The organism is Enterobacter cloacae complex sp. GYL001 (assembly GCF_049237125.1).
In the GTDB taxonomy this organism is placed as follows: domain Bacteria; phylum Pseudomonadota; class Gammaproteobacteria; order Enterobacterales; family Enterobacteriaceae; genus Enterobacter; species Enterobacter hormaechei_C.
This window is the reverse complement of the sequence record NZ_JBMKGW010000026.1, coordinates 11,031-26,284: the sequence shown is the minus strand read 5'-3', so window position 1 is coordinate 26,284 and position 15,254 is coordinate 11,031. Positions and strand designations below refer to the sequence as shown.

The following is a 15,254-nucleotide window of genomic DNA, read 5'->3' as shown; positions in this document are numbered from 1 at the left end:
TGAGTGCCCACACAGATTGTCTGATAAATTGTTAAAGAGCAGTTGCGACGCGCTTCAGCGCTCTGTCGCGAGGTGGCGTATATTACGCTTTCCTCCTTCAGAGTCAACCCGTTATTTCAGGATTTTTTCTCTTCAGCCGACCGGGTTGTCTGTGAAGTGATTCACATCCGCCGTGTCGATGGAGGCGCATTATAGGGATCCCAGTTTTTAGCACAAGTATTTTTTAGATCTTTTTTTCCAACTGATGATTTTCCGTGCTTTTCGCTGAAAACCCACCCGATCCGCTTAAAAATTGACGCATTTTGCCTTGCCTCGATCCAGGAATACGATCAAAGTCTTCTTTAATAGCGCTCATCTGTATCGAGGTAGATATGTTTGCAGTATTACGTCCTTATAAAGATCTGTTCCCCCAAAAAGGCGATCGCGTGATGATCGATGCCAGCAGCGTGGTCATTGGTGATGTTCGCATGGCCGATGATGTCAGCATCTGGCCACTCGTCGCGATCCGGGGCGATGTTAACTACGTTGCAATCGGTGCACGCACCAATATTCAGGACGGCAGCGTGCTGCATGTGACTCATAAGTCATCTTATAACCCTGAGGGCAATCCGCTCATCATTGGGGAAGATGTCACCGTCGGTCATAAAGTGATGCTCCACGGCTGCACAATCGGTAACAGGGTTCTCGTTGGGATGGGATCGATTTTGCTGGATGGCGTCATAGTAGAAGATGACGTAATGATTGGCGCAGGAAGCCTTGTTCCGCAAAACAAACGTCTGGAAAGTGGCTATCTCTATTTAGGCAGTCCGGTTAAACAGATCCGCCCCCTAAAAGAGGCGGAGATCGAAGGATTGAAATACTCAGCGAACAATTACGTTAAATGGAAGAATGACTATCTGGATCAGGATAACCAGACCCAACCCTGATCGTCTTCCTGCTGATCGCGGATCAAATCGCTGGCTTCCTCTTCCAGATCCCAGCGATTTTCGCAAAAGACCGCTAACGGATCTGAACCACCAAAGCGCTGATGCAACGTCTCCCCTTTAATCGCACAGGTGAGCTGCATTCCATGCACCAGCACCGGGAAACAAACCGCTTGCTTATTTTCATCCCAGATTTCTCTGTCGGGAAAATGAATCGCCTGATTCATGCCATCAGTTCCTGTTTCAGCTTTTCGATCACCGGTTCTACAACAGGTAACACGCCATGCCAGAGTAGCACCGCATGAGCCGCCTGCCCCACCAGCATGCCCAGACCATCAGCCACGTGTTTTGCCCCCTGTTGTTCACACCAGGTCAGAAAGGGCGTTTTCCCTTTTTGATAAAACATGTCATAGGCGTAGATGTGGGAATGAACCAGGGATGCAGGAATCGCCGGGATCTCTCCATTAATACCGCTTGAGGTGGCATTAATTACAAGATCAAATTCGTGACCCGCGAGATCGTCAAGTGCTACCGCAGTTACGCTGCCTGTGTGTGCGAACAACGCCGCCAGCTCTTCTGCTCTGGAGAAGGTACGGTTGGTGATTGTCACCGCACAATCCAGCGAAAGAAGAGGAAGCAATACGCCGCGCGACGCGCCACCCGCGCCGATCAGCAGGATCCGAAAGCCTGGTTTAATAAACGACAGTCGTTCCAGATCGCTGAGTAAACCTATGCCATCGGTGTTATCGCCCAGAAGGCGACCATCTTCGAGCCGCTTAAGAGTATTGACGGCACCAGCGAGCGAGGCACGCTCGGTCAGCTCATCCGCGCGCCCGAAAGCCTCTTCTTTAAAAGGCACCGTGACGTTCGCACCTTTACCACCCGCATCAAAAAAGCTATTCAGCGTCGGTATAAATGCATCAACAGGCGCAAGAACCCGACCATACGGGTGATCTATCTGCAATTGCTCTGCAAACAGCTGATGGATCAGAGGCGACTTACTGTGCGCGATCGGGTTACCAAAAACAGCATAGGTTTCCATAACATTATCCCTGGCGAAAACGTTCGCCGGTCAAGGCATCGCGAATTTCTGACGGGTTAAGACGCCCCCCGGTTTCACCCACGGCTACAGGGAAATCATTCCCGAACTGCGCCAGAACTTCTTCTGTTGTCCGACAAGGGGGAAGCCCGGTCAGGTTGGCGCTGGTTGAAACCAGGGGTTTACCAAATGCCTGGCATAACTCCACCACCAAGGGATGGTCGGTAACGCGTACCGCGAGTGAATCGAAACGCCCGGTTAACCAGCGCGGCGTTGTCGGTTGTGCAGGAAAGACAAACGTAACGGGACCAGGCCACACAGAGAAAATGGTTTCCCGCTGTGCAGGCGTCAGCATGGAATCATCAATATAAGGCTTAAGCTGCTCGTAGTTCGCAGCGATCAAAATCAATCCTTTTTCGACAGGCCGCTGTTTTAGCGCCAGCAGACGGTTAACGGCGACTTCGCTGTCAGGATCGCACCCGACCCCGAAAACGGCTTCTGTTGGATAGGCGATGACTTCTTCTTTTTTCAGGATGTCCACCGCCTGCGCGATGGAGCCTGATGGCAGGTTATTATTCACTGATTTGATCCGCCGAAACCGGCTTTCCACATTGTTTACTGGCGCAAAAGCGTTTCAAGCCTTGCGCGGTTTTCTTTTCTATAAGTAACGGATAATCGCAATGAGGGCAGACGCCCGCTACTGGTTTGAAATTGATAACGAACTGGCATTCAGGATAGCGATCGCACGAATGGAAGGTCTTGCCATAACGAGAGCGGCGCTGCACCAATTGACCACGCTGGCACTGAGGGCAGGCAATTGCCGTTTCATCTGGTTTATCAATTTGTTCCGTATGTTCACATTCCGGATAGCGGCTGCATCCAATAAACATCCCGAACCGCCCCTGCCGCAGCGCCAGTTCGCCGCCACAGAGTGGACAAAGCTGTCCCTCCAGAATTTTGACGATATGTCCGTCCGCCTGGCTTTTCAGGGGACGGACATAATCACATTCCGGATAGTGTGAACAACCGAGAAACGGACCGTGTTTCCCGGACCGAATAACAAGTTCAGCCCCACACTGTGGGCAGGGCTCGTTTTTATGCACCGTGAAGAGTGCTGATTTGGCCATAACAACTCTTGTTGCTGCACATAGAATTAATGCAGCATACCTTCATTCACTTCAAAGAGTAATTCTTCCATTTGCTGATAGGCATTTTCACAGCCTGGGATGTTGAACAGAACCATCAGGATCACCCATTTGAGATCTTCCAGTTCAAATTCAGCAGTATCCAGCGCCATGACGCGCTCTATCACCATCTCTCTCGTTTCGAGGTTTAGCACCTGAATCTGCTCGAGGAATAAAATGAATCCCCGGCAGCTGGCATCCAGCCTTTCACACTCTTCAGCTGTATAGATGCGCACAGACAATGGGTCAGAAGCAAGCTGCATCGGTTCGGCGAGGCCGTCCTGATAATCAGCCAACTTATCCAGCCACATCAACGCATTATAAATATCTTCCCGCTCAAAACCTGCGTCGGTCAGATCCCGTGTTAATTTGTCCTGATCCACCTGCATTTCTGCTTCGTTGTGGATGTAAGTCTCAAACAAATACATCAGTACGTCGAACATGGCATGCCCTCCTTAATCGGACATAGCCGCCGGGTACAGCTGCGATCCACCCTGCTAACTCCAGTTCGAGTAGCTGTGCTACCGTTACTGGCACAGGTTGGCCGGCACGTTCAGCGACAACGTCAACAGGTGTTACCTCATCTCCTACGTTAGCCAGGAGCTTGGGAAATGGCAATGCTACTGCCTCCTGATCCGATGAAATATGTCGCTTTTGGAGATCATCCTGCAACCAATGCAATCCATATTGCAAATTTTCCAGGATATCCTCTTTACAGGTCACCAGCGTCGCCCCCTGTTTTATCAGCCAGTGAGGGCCTTCGCAGCCAGGGTTCCCCAACGGGCCGGGTAGCGCAAAAACTTCACGCCCCTGCTCCAGTGCGCACCTTGCGGTAACCAGCGATCCACTCCGAATCGCAGCTTCGACCACCAGCACGCCCTGGCTTAACCCACTGATGATCCGGTTACGCCGTGGAAAGTTACCCGGTCTGGGCGATGTCGAAAGTGAAAACTCAGATACTATCGCCCCCTCTGAAGCGATAAGTTGCTCAGCCAGAATGTGATGACGACGCGGATAGAGACTAAAAAGACCATTGCCAAGCACGGCGACACTTCGCCCTTTTGCTGACAACGCCGCATGATGTGCCACACCATCGATGCCGCAAGCCAGGCCACTAGTGATCGTAAAGCCACATTGGGATAGCTGTTCACTCAGCATTTTCCCCCACCGCTCGCCATACCACGAGGGCGCACGGCTGCCCACAACCGCAAGCTGCATGCTATTAAGCACGTCAACGCGGCCTCGCACAAATAGCGCCCCGGGAAAATCAGGTATAGAACGTAACAATGGCGGAAAGCGAGGATCATCCGCTGTGAGAAGGTGGTTGTCGGTGTGTTCCAGCCATTCCAGACTACGTTCAAGCTCACTCTCACTGAACGAAAAAAACTTTACGGCATGTTTGGGCAAAAGCCCTGACGCGTTGACAGCTTCAGCATCGACGGTTGCCTGGCGAAGCAGCCTCTGCGCAATCTCCAGCATCGCGTCACCGTATAACGACCCGATGTTTATAAGCCGTAACCATATCTCTGTGGACGTCATCCTTTTCCCTGCCATAAGCAGCCTCAGCAATCTTTGCGATTGGTCACTGATGCTGTCAATCGACCGGGGATTTGTCTAGAATAGAAGTAATATTCTTATCAACTCCTGAACACGACTCTGGAAATTTATGGCAGTTTTGCAAGTGTTACATATTCCTGACGAGCGCCTTCGCATCGTCGCGGAACCGGTTAAAGAAGTGAATGCAGAAATTCAGCGTATCGTCGATGATATGTTCGATACCATGTACGCTGAAGAAGGCATTGGCCTTGCCGCGACCCAGGTAGACATTCACAAACGTATTATTGTGATCGACGTTTCTGAAAATCGTGATGAGCGCCTGGTGCTGATCAACCCTGAGATGCTGGAAAAAAGCGGCGAAACAGGTATTGAGGAAGGCTGTCTGTCTATCCCTGAACAGCGCGCTTTGGTGCCACGTGCCGAAAAAGTTAAAATCCGCGCACTGGATCGTGACGGCAATCCGTTTGAGCTGGAAGCCGACGATCTGCTGGCGATTTGCATTCAGCATGAGATGGATCACCTGGTCGGTAAGCTGTTTATCGATTACCTCTCACCGCTGAAGCAACAGCGTATTCGTCAGAAAGTTGAGAAACTGGATCGTTTACGTTCTCGCGCATAACGCCCCCCGGATACAAGGAATAACGTGTCTACATCACTACGTATAATCTTCGCGGGTACCCCTGATTTTGCGGCGCGTCATCTCGGCGCGCTGCTATCGTCTGGTCATCAGATTGTTGGCGTATTTACTCAGCCTGATCGTCCGGCTGGCCGCGGTAAAAAATTGATGCCTGGCCCGGTTAAAGTGCTGGCAGAAACGCATGGTTTGCCGGTTTTCCAGCCTGCATCATTACGACCTCAGGAAAACCAGCAGTTAGTGGCAGACCTGAACGCTGACGTGATGGTAGTTGTGGCTTACGGCCTCATTCTGCCGAAAGCGGTACTCGATATGCCCCGCCTGGGCTGTGTTAACGTTCATGGTTCCTTGCTCCCACGCTGGCGTGGTGCAGCCCCTATTCAGCGCGCTCTGTGGGCAGGCGATGCTGAAACTGGCGTGACAATCATGAAGATGGACGTAGGTTTAGACACGGGCGACATGCTGTATAAACTGGCGTGTCCCATTACCGCAGAAGATACCAGCGCCACGCTGTATGACAAGCTGGCGGATCTCGGTCCGCAGGGGCTGATTGAGACGTTGCAACAGCTTGCTGACAATACAGCGACACCTGAAGTGCAGGATGAGGCACAGGTGACCTATGCTGAAAAACTGAGTAAAGAAGAAGCCCGGATCGACTGGTCCCTGTCAGCAGCTCAACTCGAACGCTGTATCCGCGCCTTTAATCCATGGCCGATGAGCTGGTTGATGATTGATGAGCAGCCAGTGAAAGTCTGGAAAGCTTCAGTTATTAACGGCAATACTTCGGCAGAGCCCGGTACGATTATCGACGCCAGCAAAAACGGTATCCAGGTTGCGACCGGAGAAGGGATCCTGAATCTTGAATCGCTGCAACCGGCCGGTAAAAAGGCAATGAGCGTGCAGGATCTATTAAATTCCCGTCGTGAATGGTTCATCCCTGGCAATCGCCTTGCCTGAACAAATTTACTCTTAAGGCCCGGTGTTTCCGGGCATTTTTATTTTTACGGTTATGAAAAGACAAAATCTACGCACTATGGCGGCTCAGGCCGTTGAGCAGGTTATCGAGCAGGGCCAGTCACTGAGTAATGTCCTGCCTCCACTGCAACAAAAGGTTTCCGATAAAGACAAAGCACTGCTTCAGGAGCTGTGCTTTGGCGTGCTGCGCACCCTCTCTCAGCTTGAATGGTTAATTAATAAGCTGATGTCACGCCCAATGAGCGGCAAGCAGCGTACCGTGCATTATTTGATCATGGTCGGTTTCTACCAGCTGCTTCATACCCGCATTCCACCTCATGCTGCGCTGGCTGAGACAGTGGAGGGTGCCGTTGCGATTAAACGTCCCCAGCTGAAAGGATTGATTAATGGCGTGCTGCGTCAGTTCCAGCGTCAGCAGGACGAACTGCTGGCAGAATTTGCGCAAAGCGAAGCGCGCTTCCTGCACCCTGAATGGCTGCTGAATCGCCTTAAAAAAGCCTACCCACAGCAATGGCAAGACATTGTGGATGCCAATAACCAACGTCCGCCGATGTGGTTACGCGTCAATCGTAACCATCATACCCGCGACGCATGGCTGGCCCTGCTGGAAGAGGCCGGAATGAGCGGCTTCACACACGCTGCTTATCCTGATGCGGTTCGTTTAGCCTCCCCTGCACCGGTACATGCATTACCCGGTTTTGAAGAGGGCTGGGTAACGGTACAGGACGCATCCGCTCAGGGCTGCATGACCTGGCTTGAACCGAAAGACGGGGAGCAGATCCTTGATCTCTGTGCAGCGCCAGGGGGGAAAACAACGCATATTCTGGAAGTGGCGCCGCAGGCCAGCGTGATGGCCGTGGATGTTGATGAGCAGCGTCTTTCACGCGTCTATGACAACCTCAAGCGTCTGGGTATGAAAGCTCAGGTTAAGCAAGGCGATGGACGTAAACCCGCAGACTGGTGTGGTGATACCAGGTTCGATCGTATTTTGCTGGACGCCCCTTGCTCAGCAACTGGCGTGATTCGTCGTCATCCCGATATCAAATGGCTGCGTCGCGATCGTGATATCAAGGAGCTTGCCCAGTTGCAATCCGAAATTCTGGATGCCATCTGGCCGCATCTCAAACCCGGCGGAACCCTGGTGTATGCAACCTGCTCTGTTCTTCCGGAAGAGAACAGTCAGCAAATTGCGGCTTTCCTGAAACGCACCCCGGACGCTACGCTGCATGATACGGGAACACCTGAGCACCCGGGTCTGCAAAACCTGCCGGGCGCAGAAGAGGGTGATGGTTTCTTTTACGCTAAGCTAATCAAAGAGTGATGTTGAGAACAGGTCACGAAAGATGAAAATTATCATTCTGGGCGCAGGGCAAGTTGGCGGAACGCTGGCGGAAAATCTCGTGGGCGAAAACAACGATATCACCATTGTGGATACCAATGGCGATCGCCTGCGCGTTTTGCAGGACAAGTTTGATCTTCGTGTTGTACAGGGGCACGGCTCTCACCCACGTGTGCTTCGGGAGGCGGGCGCAGACGATGCCGACATGCTGGTTGCAGTAACCAGTTCAGATGAAACCAACATGGTTGCATGTCAGGTGGCCTACTCGCTTTTCAACACACCGAACCGCATCGCCCGCATTCGCTCCCCGGACTATGTCCGGGATGCGGAAAAGCTGTTTAATTCCGAAGCAGTACCTATCGACCATCTTATTGCCCCTGAACAGCTGGTTATCGACAGTATTTATCGTCTGATTGAGTACCCGGGCGCGTTGCAGGTTGTGAACTTTGCGGAAGGAAAAGTAAGCCTGGCGGTCGTGAAGGCGTACTACGGCGGCCCGCTGATTGGTAATGCCCTGTCGACAATGCGCGAGCATATGCCACATATCGATACGCGTGTTGCGGCGATTTTCCGTCACGACAGACCTATTCGTCCGCAAGGGTCCACCATTGTCGAAGCCGGGGATGAAGTCTTCTTTATTGCGGCTTCTCAGCATATCCGTGCGGTGATGAGTGAACTTCAGCGTCTCGAAAAACCGTATAAACGTATTATGCTGGTTGGCGGCGGTAATATTGGCGCAGGTCTGGCGAGACGGCTGGAAAAAGACTACAGCGTGAAGCTGATCGAACGAGATCAACAGCGCGCGTCGGAGCTGGCTGAAAAGCTTCAGAATACTATCGTGTTTTATGGCGATGCTTCGGATCAGGAATTGCTGGCCGAAGAGCATATCGATCAGGTTGATCTTTTTATTGCCGTCACCAACGACGACGAAGCGAATATTATGTCCGCCATGCTCGCTAAACGTATGGGGGCGAAAAAAGTAATGGTGCTTATCCAGCGTAAGGCTTATGTCGACCTGGTACAGGGTAGCGTAATTGATATTGCTATTTCACCTCAGCAAGCCACCATTTCTGCCCTGCTAAGCCATGTACGTAAAGCGGATATTGTCGGCGTGTCGTCTCTTCGTCGTGGTGTTGCTGAAGCCATTGAAGCCGTCGCTCATGGGGATGAAACGACGTCGCGCGTTGTTGGTCGCGCGATCGACGAAATTAAACTTCCACCAGGCACCATTATCGGCGCCGTAGTACGAGGTAACGATGTCATGATCGCCAATGATAATTTACGTATTGAGCAGGGTGACCACGTTATTATGTTCCTGACCGATAAAAAATTTATTACCGACGTCGAGCGTTTATTCCAGCCAAGCCCGTTCTTCCTGTAATGATTTGGGTGCTCAGACGAGAGCACCCAAATATTAACCTTCTAATTTTCATGCCTTTTATTTTTCATAACGATTATTTATCCCCAATGGCAATTAGCTAATCATTTGTTAAACTTATAGGCGTCAGCTGGCACAAGGAGAACATAATGAGTTTTATTAAAGAGTTTCGCGAATTTGCGATGCGCGGGAATGTGGTGGATTTGGCTGTGGGTGTCATTATTGGTGCGGCGTTCGGTAAGATCGTTTCATCATTAGTCGCCGACATTATTATGCCGCCGTTAGGACTGTTGATTGGAGGCATTGATTTCAAACAGTTCGCCTTCACCCTTCGGGAGGCTCAGGGCGATATCCCTGCGGTTGTAATGCACTATGGCGTATTCATTCAGAACGTATTTGATTTCGTAATCGTGGCATTTGCCATTTTCATGGCGATCAAACTTATCAACAGACTTAACCGTAAAAAAGAAGAACCGGCCGCTGCCCCGCCAGCACCAACTAAAGAAGAAGTCTTACTGACTGAAATTCGCGATCTGTTAAAAGAGCAGAACAACCGCGTTTAATCAGGCGACAGAAACAGAAAGGCCAGTGGTAAAAAAGCGATTAGCTTGCTTGCCACTGGCCTCCCAGTTACCCCGTTGTGCATGTTTACCTTTACGTAAATAACTCCCTTTTCCTTTCTTGTTCTTCTCAACACGCTGTCTGAAAAGCGGGTCGTGAAGCAATGCCTCAATGGCGTTATCCTTAATTTGTCCCTTCGTATGCTGATAGCGGCTCATCATTTCTCCTGAGCATAGTTAATGTCGGCGGGAGTCTAGTCCCTGGCTGATAAAAAATCAACAACCCTGAGTTTCACTACTGGCGCCCTGTTCAAGAGCTTCCAGTATTGAGCAATAAACACTGCTATGAGCGGTACCGCAGCACGCGTCATTTAACCTTTGCAGAGATCGCTGCATGGCTTGCAGCTCCTGAATGCGTCCTTCAACTTCATCCAGCCGGGCCTGAACGATGCTTTTAGATTCCTGACACGTATGATGTTCAGGATCGATACGGATCGACAGCAGTTCACGGATCGACTCCAGCGTGAAGCCGAGTTGCCGTGCATAGCGGATAAAACGAAGGCGTTGCAGGTCGTTATCCGTATAAAGGCGAAATCCACCTTCCGTTCTGACCTCATGATCGATCATCTGCTGCTTTTCGTAGTAGCGGATAGTATCCGGCGTTACGTTAGCAAGCTTCGCAAGTTCACCTATGCGGTACATGGCTACTCCTCGTTTATTTTTTGCATTAACCTTTCACTGTACTCACCATGCAAAAAGTCAGTATTCATTCCCGTCTGGCGCAGTTTTAGCTCGATGAGCGCCAACCGACGACTGATTTCGGAGTACCGCGGGTCATTCTTATGAATGCCTTTAAGCAGATCGGCAAGCTCGACGGCTTCATTGCGTTGCTGAAGTTCAGGCGGTAAACAACCTGCGTTTTTCAGTAAGCGATAACCGGCCCGTAATTCAGGGGGAATATGTGAATCATCGTCCAGAATCAGCGGCTCACCGCTACCGGGAAGATTTTCGAACTCGCCTTTGTTTTGGGCATCGCAAATATGGCGTTCAGCCCACTGATCGAGCAACCACATAATAAACTCCAGGGGGTGAGCAGAAAAGATACAGACATTGTAGATAAGTGGAGATTCTGCGGATATAAAAAAACCCGCCGAGGCGGGTTTTTTTACGTTACTACAGATTACTCTGCAGCAGCTTCTGCTTTCTCTGAACGATCAACCAGCTCGATGTAAGCCATCGGCGCGTTGTCGCCTGCACGGAAGCCACACTTCAGAATGCGAGTGTAACCACCGGCACGGCTCGCGAAACGCGGGCCCAGTTCGTTAAACAGTTTTGCCACGATCTCGTTATCACGAGTACGGGCGAATGCCAGACGACGATTAGCAACGCTGTCAGTCTTGGCAAGAGTAATCAGCGGCTCAACTACGCGACGCAGCTCTTTCGCTTTAGGCAGGGTCGTCTTGATGATTTCATGACGAACCAGTGAACCTGCCATGTTGCGGAACATAGCCTGGCGATGGCTGCTGTTGCGGTTCAGTTGACGACCACTCTTACGATGGCGCATGACCTTATCCTTCTCAGTAAAACCTTAACCTGTGATCCGGTTACTCGTCAGCAATGCTTGCTGGTGGCCAGTTTTCCAGGCGCATGCCCAGAGACAGACCACGTGAAGCCAGCACGTCTTTAATCTCGGTAAGAGATTTTTTACCCAGGTTCGGCGTTTTCAGCAACTCAACCTCGGTACGCTGTACCAGATCACCGATATAGTGGATAGCTTCTGCCTTGAGGCAGTTAGCAGAGCGGACAGTCAATTCCAGATCGTCAACAGGGCGCAGCAGGATCGGATCGAATTCTGGTTTCTCTTCTTTCACTTCCGGCTGACGTACATCACGTAAGTCAACAAAAGCTTCCAGTTGTTCTGCCAGGATGGTTGCCGCACGACGAATCGCCTCTTCAGGATCGATTGTGCCATTGGTTTCCATTTCGATGACCAGCTTGTCCAGGTCGGTACGCTGTTCTACACGCGCTGCTTCAACATTGTAGGCAATACGCTCTACAGGGCTGTAACATGCGTCGACCAGCAGACGGCCGATTGGGCGCTCATCTTCTTCCGAATGAATTCGGGCAGAAGCCGGCACATAACCACGACCGCGCTGAACTTTGATACGCATGCTAATAGCTGCGTTCTCATCGGTCAGGTGGCAGATCACGTGCTGCGGCTTGACGATTTCAACATCACCGTCGTGGGTGATGTCGGCTGCAGTCACAGGGCCAATGCCAGATTTATTCAGAGTAAGAATAACTTCATCTTTACCCTGAACTCTCACCGCCAGCCCTTTCAGGTTGAGCAGGATTTCAAGGATATCTTCCTGAACGCCTTCTTTGGTGCTGTACTCATGAAGTACACCATCAATCTCAACCTCGGTCACCGCGCAACCCGGCATCGATGAGAGCAGAATACGGCGCAGTGCGTTACCCAGAGTATGGCCAAAGCCACGCTCTAAAGGCTCAAGGGTCACCTTGGCGTGCGTCGAACTCACTTGCTCGATATCTACCAGGCGCGGTTTTAGAAACTCTGTCACAGAACCCTGCATTGTGTCCTCTCTTTGGTACTAAGCTTTACTTGGAGTAAAGCTCGACGATCAGGTGTTCGTTAATGTCCGCAGACAGATCAGAACGTTCTGGCTGACGCTTGAACGTACCTTCCATCTTGCCAGCATCAACTTCCAGCCAGGTTGGCTTTTCACGCTGCTCAGCCAGCTCCAGAGCGGCTTTCACGCGAGATTGCTTTTTCGCTTTCTCACGAATGCTAACAACGTCATTCGCTTTAACCTGATAAGAAGCGATGTTAACAACACGACCGTTTACCATGATTGCTTTATGGCTAACCAGCTGGCGTGATTCAGCACGAGTCGCGCCGAAGCCCATACGGTATACAACGTTGTCCAGACGACCTTCCAGCAGAGCCAGCAGGTTTTCACCTGTGTTGCCTTTCAGACGTGCTGCTTCTTTATAGTAGTTACGGAACTGACGCTCCAGCACACCGTAGATACGGCGAACTTTTTGCTTTTCACGCAACTGCACACCATAGTCAGACAGACGCGGTTTACGCGCACCGTGCTGGCCAGGAGCTTGTTCAATTTTACACTTGGTATCGATCGCGCGAACGCCAGACTTAAGGAATAAGTCGGTGCCCTCACGACGGCTCAGCTTGAGCTTAGGACCCAAATATCTTGCCATTTTCTATCTCCAACTAACCTAAAAAACGAGCGTTATACGCGACGTTTTTTCGGCGGACGACAACCGTTATGAGGGATCGGAGTCACATCAGTAATATTCGTGATGCGGAAACCAGCGGCGTTCAGAGCGCGAACAGTAGATTCACGACCCGGACCCGGACCTTTAACCATAACTTCCAGATTCTTGATGCCGTATTCTTTTACGGCTTCAGCGCAACGCTCTGCTGCAACCTGAGCTGCGAACGGAGTGGATTTGCGAGAACCACGGAAACCGGAACCACCGGCTGTTGCCCAACCCAATGCGTTACCCTGACGATCAGTAATAGTAACGATGGTGTTGTTGAAAGAAGCATGGATATGAGCCACGCCGTCAGAGACTTGTTTTCTTACACGTTTACGTGCACGAACTGGTGCCTTTGCCATTATTCAATCACCCCGATTATTTCTTGATCGGTTTGCGCGGACCCTTACGGGTACGTGCGTTGGTCTTAGTACGCTGACCGCGCACTGGCAGACCACGACGATGACGCAAACCGCGATAGCAACCAAGATCCATCAGGCGCTTGATGCTCATGCTGATTTCACGGCGCAGATCACCTTCAACGACAAATTTGGCAACTTCGTCACGCAGCGTGTCGATTTGTTCTTCAGACAGCTCACTGATCTTAACATCTTCAGCGATACCCGCTGCAGCCAGAATGGCTTTAGAACGGGTCTTGCCGACGCCATAGATCGAAGTTAATGCGATCACAGCATGTTTCTGATCAGGAATGTTAATGCCTGCTATACGGGCCACTATGCACTCCTACTATTTAATATGTACGCACCATGCTGAAAAGCCCGTTTTCAGGATACTCAAATGGAAACGTACAGACATACAAAAGATTGGCTGGCTAATCTAGCCAGCTCAACCCAACTTTGCAAGAAAAATATGCGAAATAATCAGCCTTGGCGCTGTTTATGCTTCGGCTCGGCACTGCAAATCACACGGATGACACCATCACGCTTAACGATTTTGCAGTTACGGCATAATTTCTTGACGGAAGCACGAACTTTCATTTTTACTCTCCGTAACTTCTCAGGCGACCAGTTAGCGGCCGTAGCCTTTCAGGTTCGCCTTCTTCAATGCAGACTCATACTGACTGGACATCATCAGAGTTTGCACTTGAGCCATAAAGTCCATAATCACGACCACAACGATAAGCAGTGAGGTCCCACCGAAGTAGAACGGTACTTTCATTGCATCACGCATGAACTCCGGGATCAGGCAGATAAAAGTAATATAAAGCGCACCAACCAAAGTCAGGCGAGTCATTACTTTATCGATATACTTCGCCGTTTGCTCTCCCGGACGAATTCCTGGTACAAATGCACCGGACTTCTTCAGGTTATCTGCTGTTTCACGCGGGTTGAAGACCAACGCCGTGTAGAAGAAACAGAAGAAGATGATCGCAGACGCATAGAGTAACACATAAAGTGGTTGCCCAGGCTGCAAATACAGCGAAATTGTTGTCAGCCAGTTCCAACCAGTACCGCCCCCGAACCATGACGCGATGGTTGCCGGGAACAGAATAATACTGGAAGCGAAGATAGCCGGGATAACCCCCGCCATATTCACTTTCAGCGGTAAATGTGTGCTCTGTGCAGCATAGACACGACGACCCTGCTGACGTTTAGCGTAGTTCACCACAATGCGGCGTTGACCACGTTCAACGAAGACAACAAAGAACGTCACTGCAAATACTAATACTGCAACCAACAGCAACAGGAGGAAGTGCAGGTCGCCTTGACGCGCTTGCTCGATAGTATGGGCGATGGCCGGCGGGAGACCCGCAACGATACCGGCGAAGATAATGATTGAGATACCGTTACCGATACCTCGTTCAGTAATCTGTTCGCCGAGCCACATCAGGAACATGGTCCCTGTGACCAGACTTACAACAGCGGTGAAATAGAATGCAAAGCCTGGGTTTAATACCAGGCCCTGCATACCAGGCATATTCGGAAGACCGGTAGCAATACCGATCGACTGGAATATTGCCAGCACCAGAGTGCCGTAACGGGTGTACTGGCTAATCTTACGACGTCCAGACTCCCCTTCTTTCTTCAACTCTGCCAGGGCCGGATGAACGACCGTCAGCAGCTGGATAATAATCGATGCCGAAATGTACGGCATAATACCCAGTGCGAAAATAGAAGCACGGCTGAGAGCACCACCAGAGAACATGTTGAACATTTCAATGATGGTGCCTCGCTGTTGCTCAAGCAGTTTGGCAAGTACAGCGGCATCAATACCAGGGATCGGAATAAAAGAGCCAATACGGAACACAATCAGCGCGCCGATTACAAACAGCAGTCTGCGTTTCAGCTCGCCAAATCCACCTTTGGCACTTTGAAAATCTAATCCCGGTTGCTTAGCCATCTGC

22 protein-coding genes are annotated in these 15,254 nt (G+C 50.8%); 6 read left to right on the top strand and 16 right to left on the bottom strand.

All coding sequences use genetic code 11. From position 1 onward, the window contains the following. The first annotated feature begins 371 nt into the window (after positions 1-371). Positions 372-926 (top strand): gamma carbonic anhydrase family protein, encoded by a 555-nt coding sequence (locus ACOTWU_RS23965; protein WP_003863357.1) that lies wholly within the window; start codon positions 372-374, stop codon positions 924-926. On the opposite strand, the gene ACOTWU_RS23960 is transcribed toward ACOTWU_RS23965, so the two are convergent. Genes ACOTWU_RS23960 through dprA form a run of 6 tightly spaced genes read right to left on the bottom strand, consistent with a single transcriptional unit; the run spans position 902 to position 4,685 of the window. Next, positions 902-1,150 carry a DUF1488 domain-containing protein gene (locus ACOTWU_RS23960; RefSeq protein WP_015571398.1) on the bottom strand — a complete coding sequence of 83 codons (249 nt, stop codon included), beginning with the start codon at positions 1,148-1,150 and terminating at the stop codon, positions 902-904. The two genes, ACOTWU_RS23965 and ACOTWU_RS23960, sit on opposite strands and share 25 nt — an antisense overlap. Continuing rightward, positions 1,147-1,965, bottom strand: coding sequence for a shikimate dehydrogenase (aroE, locus tag ACOTWU_RS23955; RefSeq protein ID WP_126499344.1), 819 nt, complete (start codon positions 1,963-1,965; stop codon positions 1,147-1,149). The genes ACOTWU_RS23960 and aroE overlap by 4 nt, the downstream gene beginning before the upstream one ends. A gap of 4 nt (positions 1,966-1,969) precedes the next feature. Continuing rightward, the gene (tsaC, locus tag ACOTWU_RS23950) at positions 1,970-2,542 is read right to left on the bottom strand and encodes an L-threonylcarbamoyladenylate synthase type 1 TsaC (RefSeq protein WP_017693886.1); all 573 of its coding nucleotides are present in this window, start codon (positions 2,540-2,542) and stop codon (positions 1,970-1,972) included. Next, a complete protein-coding gene (locus ACOTWU_RS23945; RefSeq protein WP_017383725.1) occupies positions 2,535-3,089 on the bottom strand; it encodes a type I DNA topoisomerase in 555 nt (184 codons plus the stop codon). The genes tsaC and ACOTWU_RS23945 overlap by 8 nt, the downstream gene beginning before the upstream one ends. 26 nt (positions 3,090-3,115) lie before the next feature. Further along, a complete protein-coding gene (smg, locus tag ACOTWU_RS23940) occupies positions 3,116-3,589 on the bottom strand; it encodes a DUF494 family protein Smg (protein WP_000460665.1) in 474 nt (157 codons plus the stop codon). After that, the gene (gene dprA, locus ACOTWU_RS23935; RefSeq protein ID WP_032649694.1) at positions 3,561-4,685 is read right to left on the bottom strand and encodes a DNA-protecting protein DprA; all 1,125 of its coding nucleotides are present in this window, start codon (positions 4,683-4,685) and stop codon (positions 3,561-3,563) included. Before dprA ends, smg begins: the two co-directional genes overlap by 29 nt. Positions 4,686-4,812: 127 nt before the next feature. Between dprA and def the strand changes: the two genes are divergently transcribed. The 5 genes from def to mscL all read left to right on the top strand — a co-directional run bounded on the left by def (position 4,813) and on the right by mscL (position 9,592). Further along, a complete protein-coding gene (def, locus tag ACOTWU_RS23930; RefSeq protein WP_015571402.1) occupies positions 4,813-5,322 on the top strand; it encodes a peptide deformylase in 510 nt (169 codons plus the stop codon). Between the two features lie 24 nt (positions 5,323-5,346). Then, positions 5,347-6,294, top strand: coding sequence for a methionyl-tRNA formyltransferase (gene fmt / locus ACOTWU_RS23925; RefSeq protein ID WP_126499346.1), 948 nt, complete (start codon positions 5,347-5,349; stop codon positions 6,292-6,294). A 52-nt stretch (positions 6,295-6,346) separates the two neighbouring features. Next, positions 6,347-7,633: a 16S rRNA (cytosine(967)-C(5))-methyltransferase RsmB gene (rsmB, locus tag ACOTWU_RS23920; protein WP_026080642.1), complete on the top strand. Its 1,287-nt coding sequence runs from the start codon at positions 6,347-6,349 to the stop codon at positions 7,631-7,633. 22 nt (positions 7,634-7,655) lie between these two features. Continuing rightward, complete coding sequence (trkA, locus tag ACOTWU_RS23915; protein ID WP_003863337.1) at positions 7,656-9,032, top strand: Trk system potassium transporter TrkA; 1,377 nt, start codon at positions 7,656-7,658, stop codon at positions 9,030-9,032. 146 nt (positions 9,033-9,178) lie between these two features. Next, positions 9,179-9,592 carry a large-conductance mechanosensitive channel protein MscL gene (gene mscL, locus ACOTWU_RS23910; RefSeq protein ID WP_003863335.1) on the top strand — a complete coding sequence of 138 codons (414 nt, stop codon included), beginning with the start codon at positions 9,179-9,181 and terminating at the stop codon, positions 9,590-9,592. Here mscL and ACOTWU_RS23905 read toward each other — a convergent pair whose 3' ends face one another. The 10 genes from ACOTWU_RS23905 to secY all read right to left on the bottom strand — a co-directional run bounded on the left by ACOTWU_RS23905 (position 9,593) and on the right by secY (position 15,250). Then, positions 9,593-9,808 carry an alternative ribosome-rescue factor A gene (locus ACOTWU_RS23905; RefSeq protein WP_017383729.1) on the bottom strand — a complete coding sequence of 72 codons (216 nt, stop codon included), beginning with the start codon at positions 9,806-9,808 and terminating at the stop codon, positions 9,593-9,595. A 57-nt stretch (positions 9,809-9,865) separates the two neighbouring features. Beyond that, the gene (gene zntR, locus ACOTWU_RS23900) at positions 9,866-10,291 is read right to left on the bottom strand and encodes a Zn(2+)-responsive transcriptional regulator (RefSeq protein ID WP_003863328.1); all 426 of its coding nucleotides are present in this window, start codon (positions 10,289-10,291) and stop codon (positions 9,866-9,868) included. 2 nt (positions 10,292-10,293) lie between these two features. Then, positions 10,294-10,662, bottom strand: a complete 369-nt coding sequence (locus ACOTWU_RS23895) for a DUF1992 domain-containing protein (RefSeq protein WP_023295520.1) — start codon at positions 10,660-10,662, stop codon at positions 10,294-10,296. A gap of 107 nt (positions 10,663-10,769) precedes the next feature. After that, positions 10,770-11,153: a 50S ribosomal protein L17 gene (gene rplQ / locus ACOTWU_RS23890; protein WP_001216368.1), complete on the bottom strand. Its 384-nt coding sequence runs from the start codon at positions 11,151-11,153 to the stop codon at positions 10,770-10,772. Positions 11,154-11,193: 40 nt separating this feature from the next. Continuing rightward, on the bottom strand, positions 11,194-12,183 hold the full coding sequence (locus ACOTWU_RS23885) for a DNA-directed RNA polymerase subunit alpha (protein ID WP_002919219.1): 990 nt from the start codon (positions 12,181-12,183) through the stop codon (positions 11,194-11,196). A 25-nt stretch (positions 12,184-12,208) separates the two neighbouring features. Continuing rightward, positions 12,209-12,829, bottom strand: coding sequence for a 30S ribosomal protein S4 (gene rpsD, locus ACOTWU_RS23880; protein ID WP_003863314.1), 621 nt, complete (start codon positions 12,827-12,829; stop codon positions 12,209-12,211). Positions 12,830-12,861: 32 nt separating this feature from the next. After that, positions 12,862-13,251: a 30S ribosomal protein S11 gene (gene rpsK / locus ACOTWU_RS23875; protein WP_003863312.1), complete on the bottom strand. Its 390-nt coding sequence runs from the start codon at positions 13,249-13,251 to the stop codon at positions 12,862-12,864. Between the two features lie 16 nt (positions 13,252-13,267). Next, the gene (gene rpsM, locus ACOTWU_RS23870; protein WP_003863308.1) at positions 13,268-13,624 is read right to left on the bottom strand and encodes a 30S ribosomal protein S13; all 357 of its coding nucleotides are present in this window, start codon (positions 13,622-13,624) and stop codon (positions 13,268-13,270) included. 146 nt (positions 13,625-13,770) lie between these two features. Then, a complete protein-coding gene (rpmJ, locus tag ACOTWU_RS23865) occupies positions 13,771-13,887 on the bottom strand; it encodes a 50S ribosomal protein L36 (protein WP_000868187.1) in 117 nt (38 codons plus the stop codon). Positions 13,888-13,918: 31 nt separating this feature from the next. Then, on the bottom strand, positions 13,919-15,250 hold the full coding sequence (secY, locus tag ACOTWU_RS23860; RefSeq protein WP_003863305.1) for a preprotein translocase subunit SecY: 1,332 nt from the start codon (positions 15,248-15,250) through the stop codon (positions 13,919-13,921). Positions 15,251-15,254 lie beyond the last annotated feature (4 nt).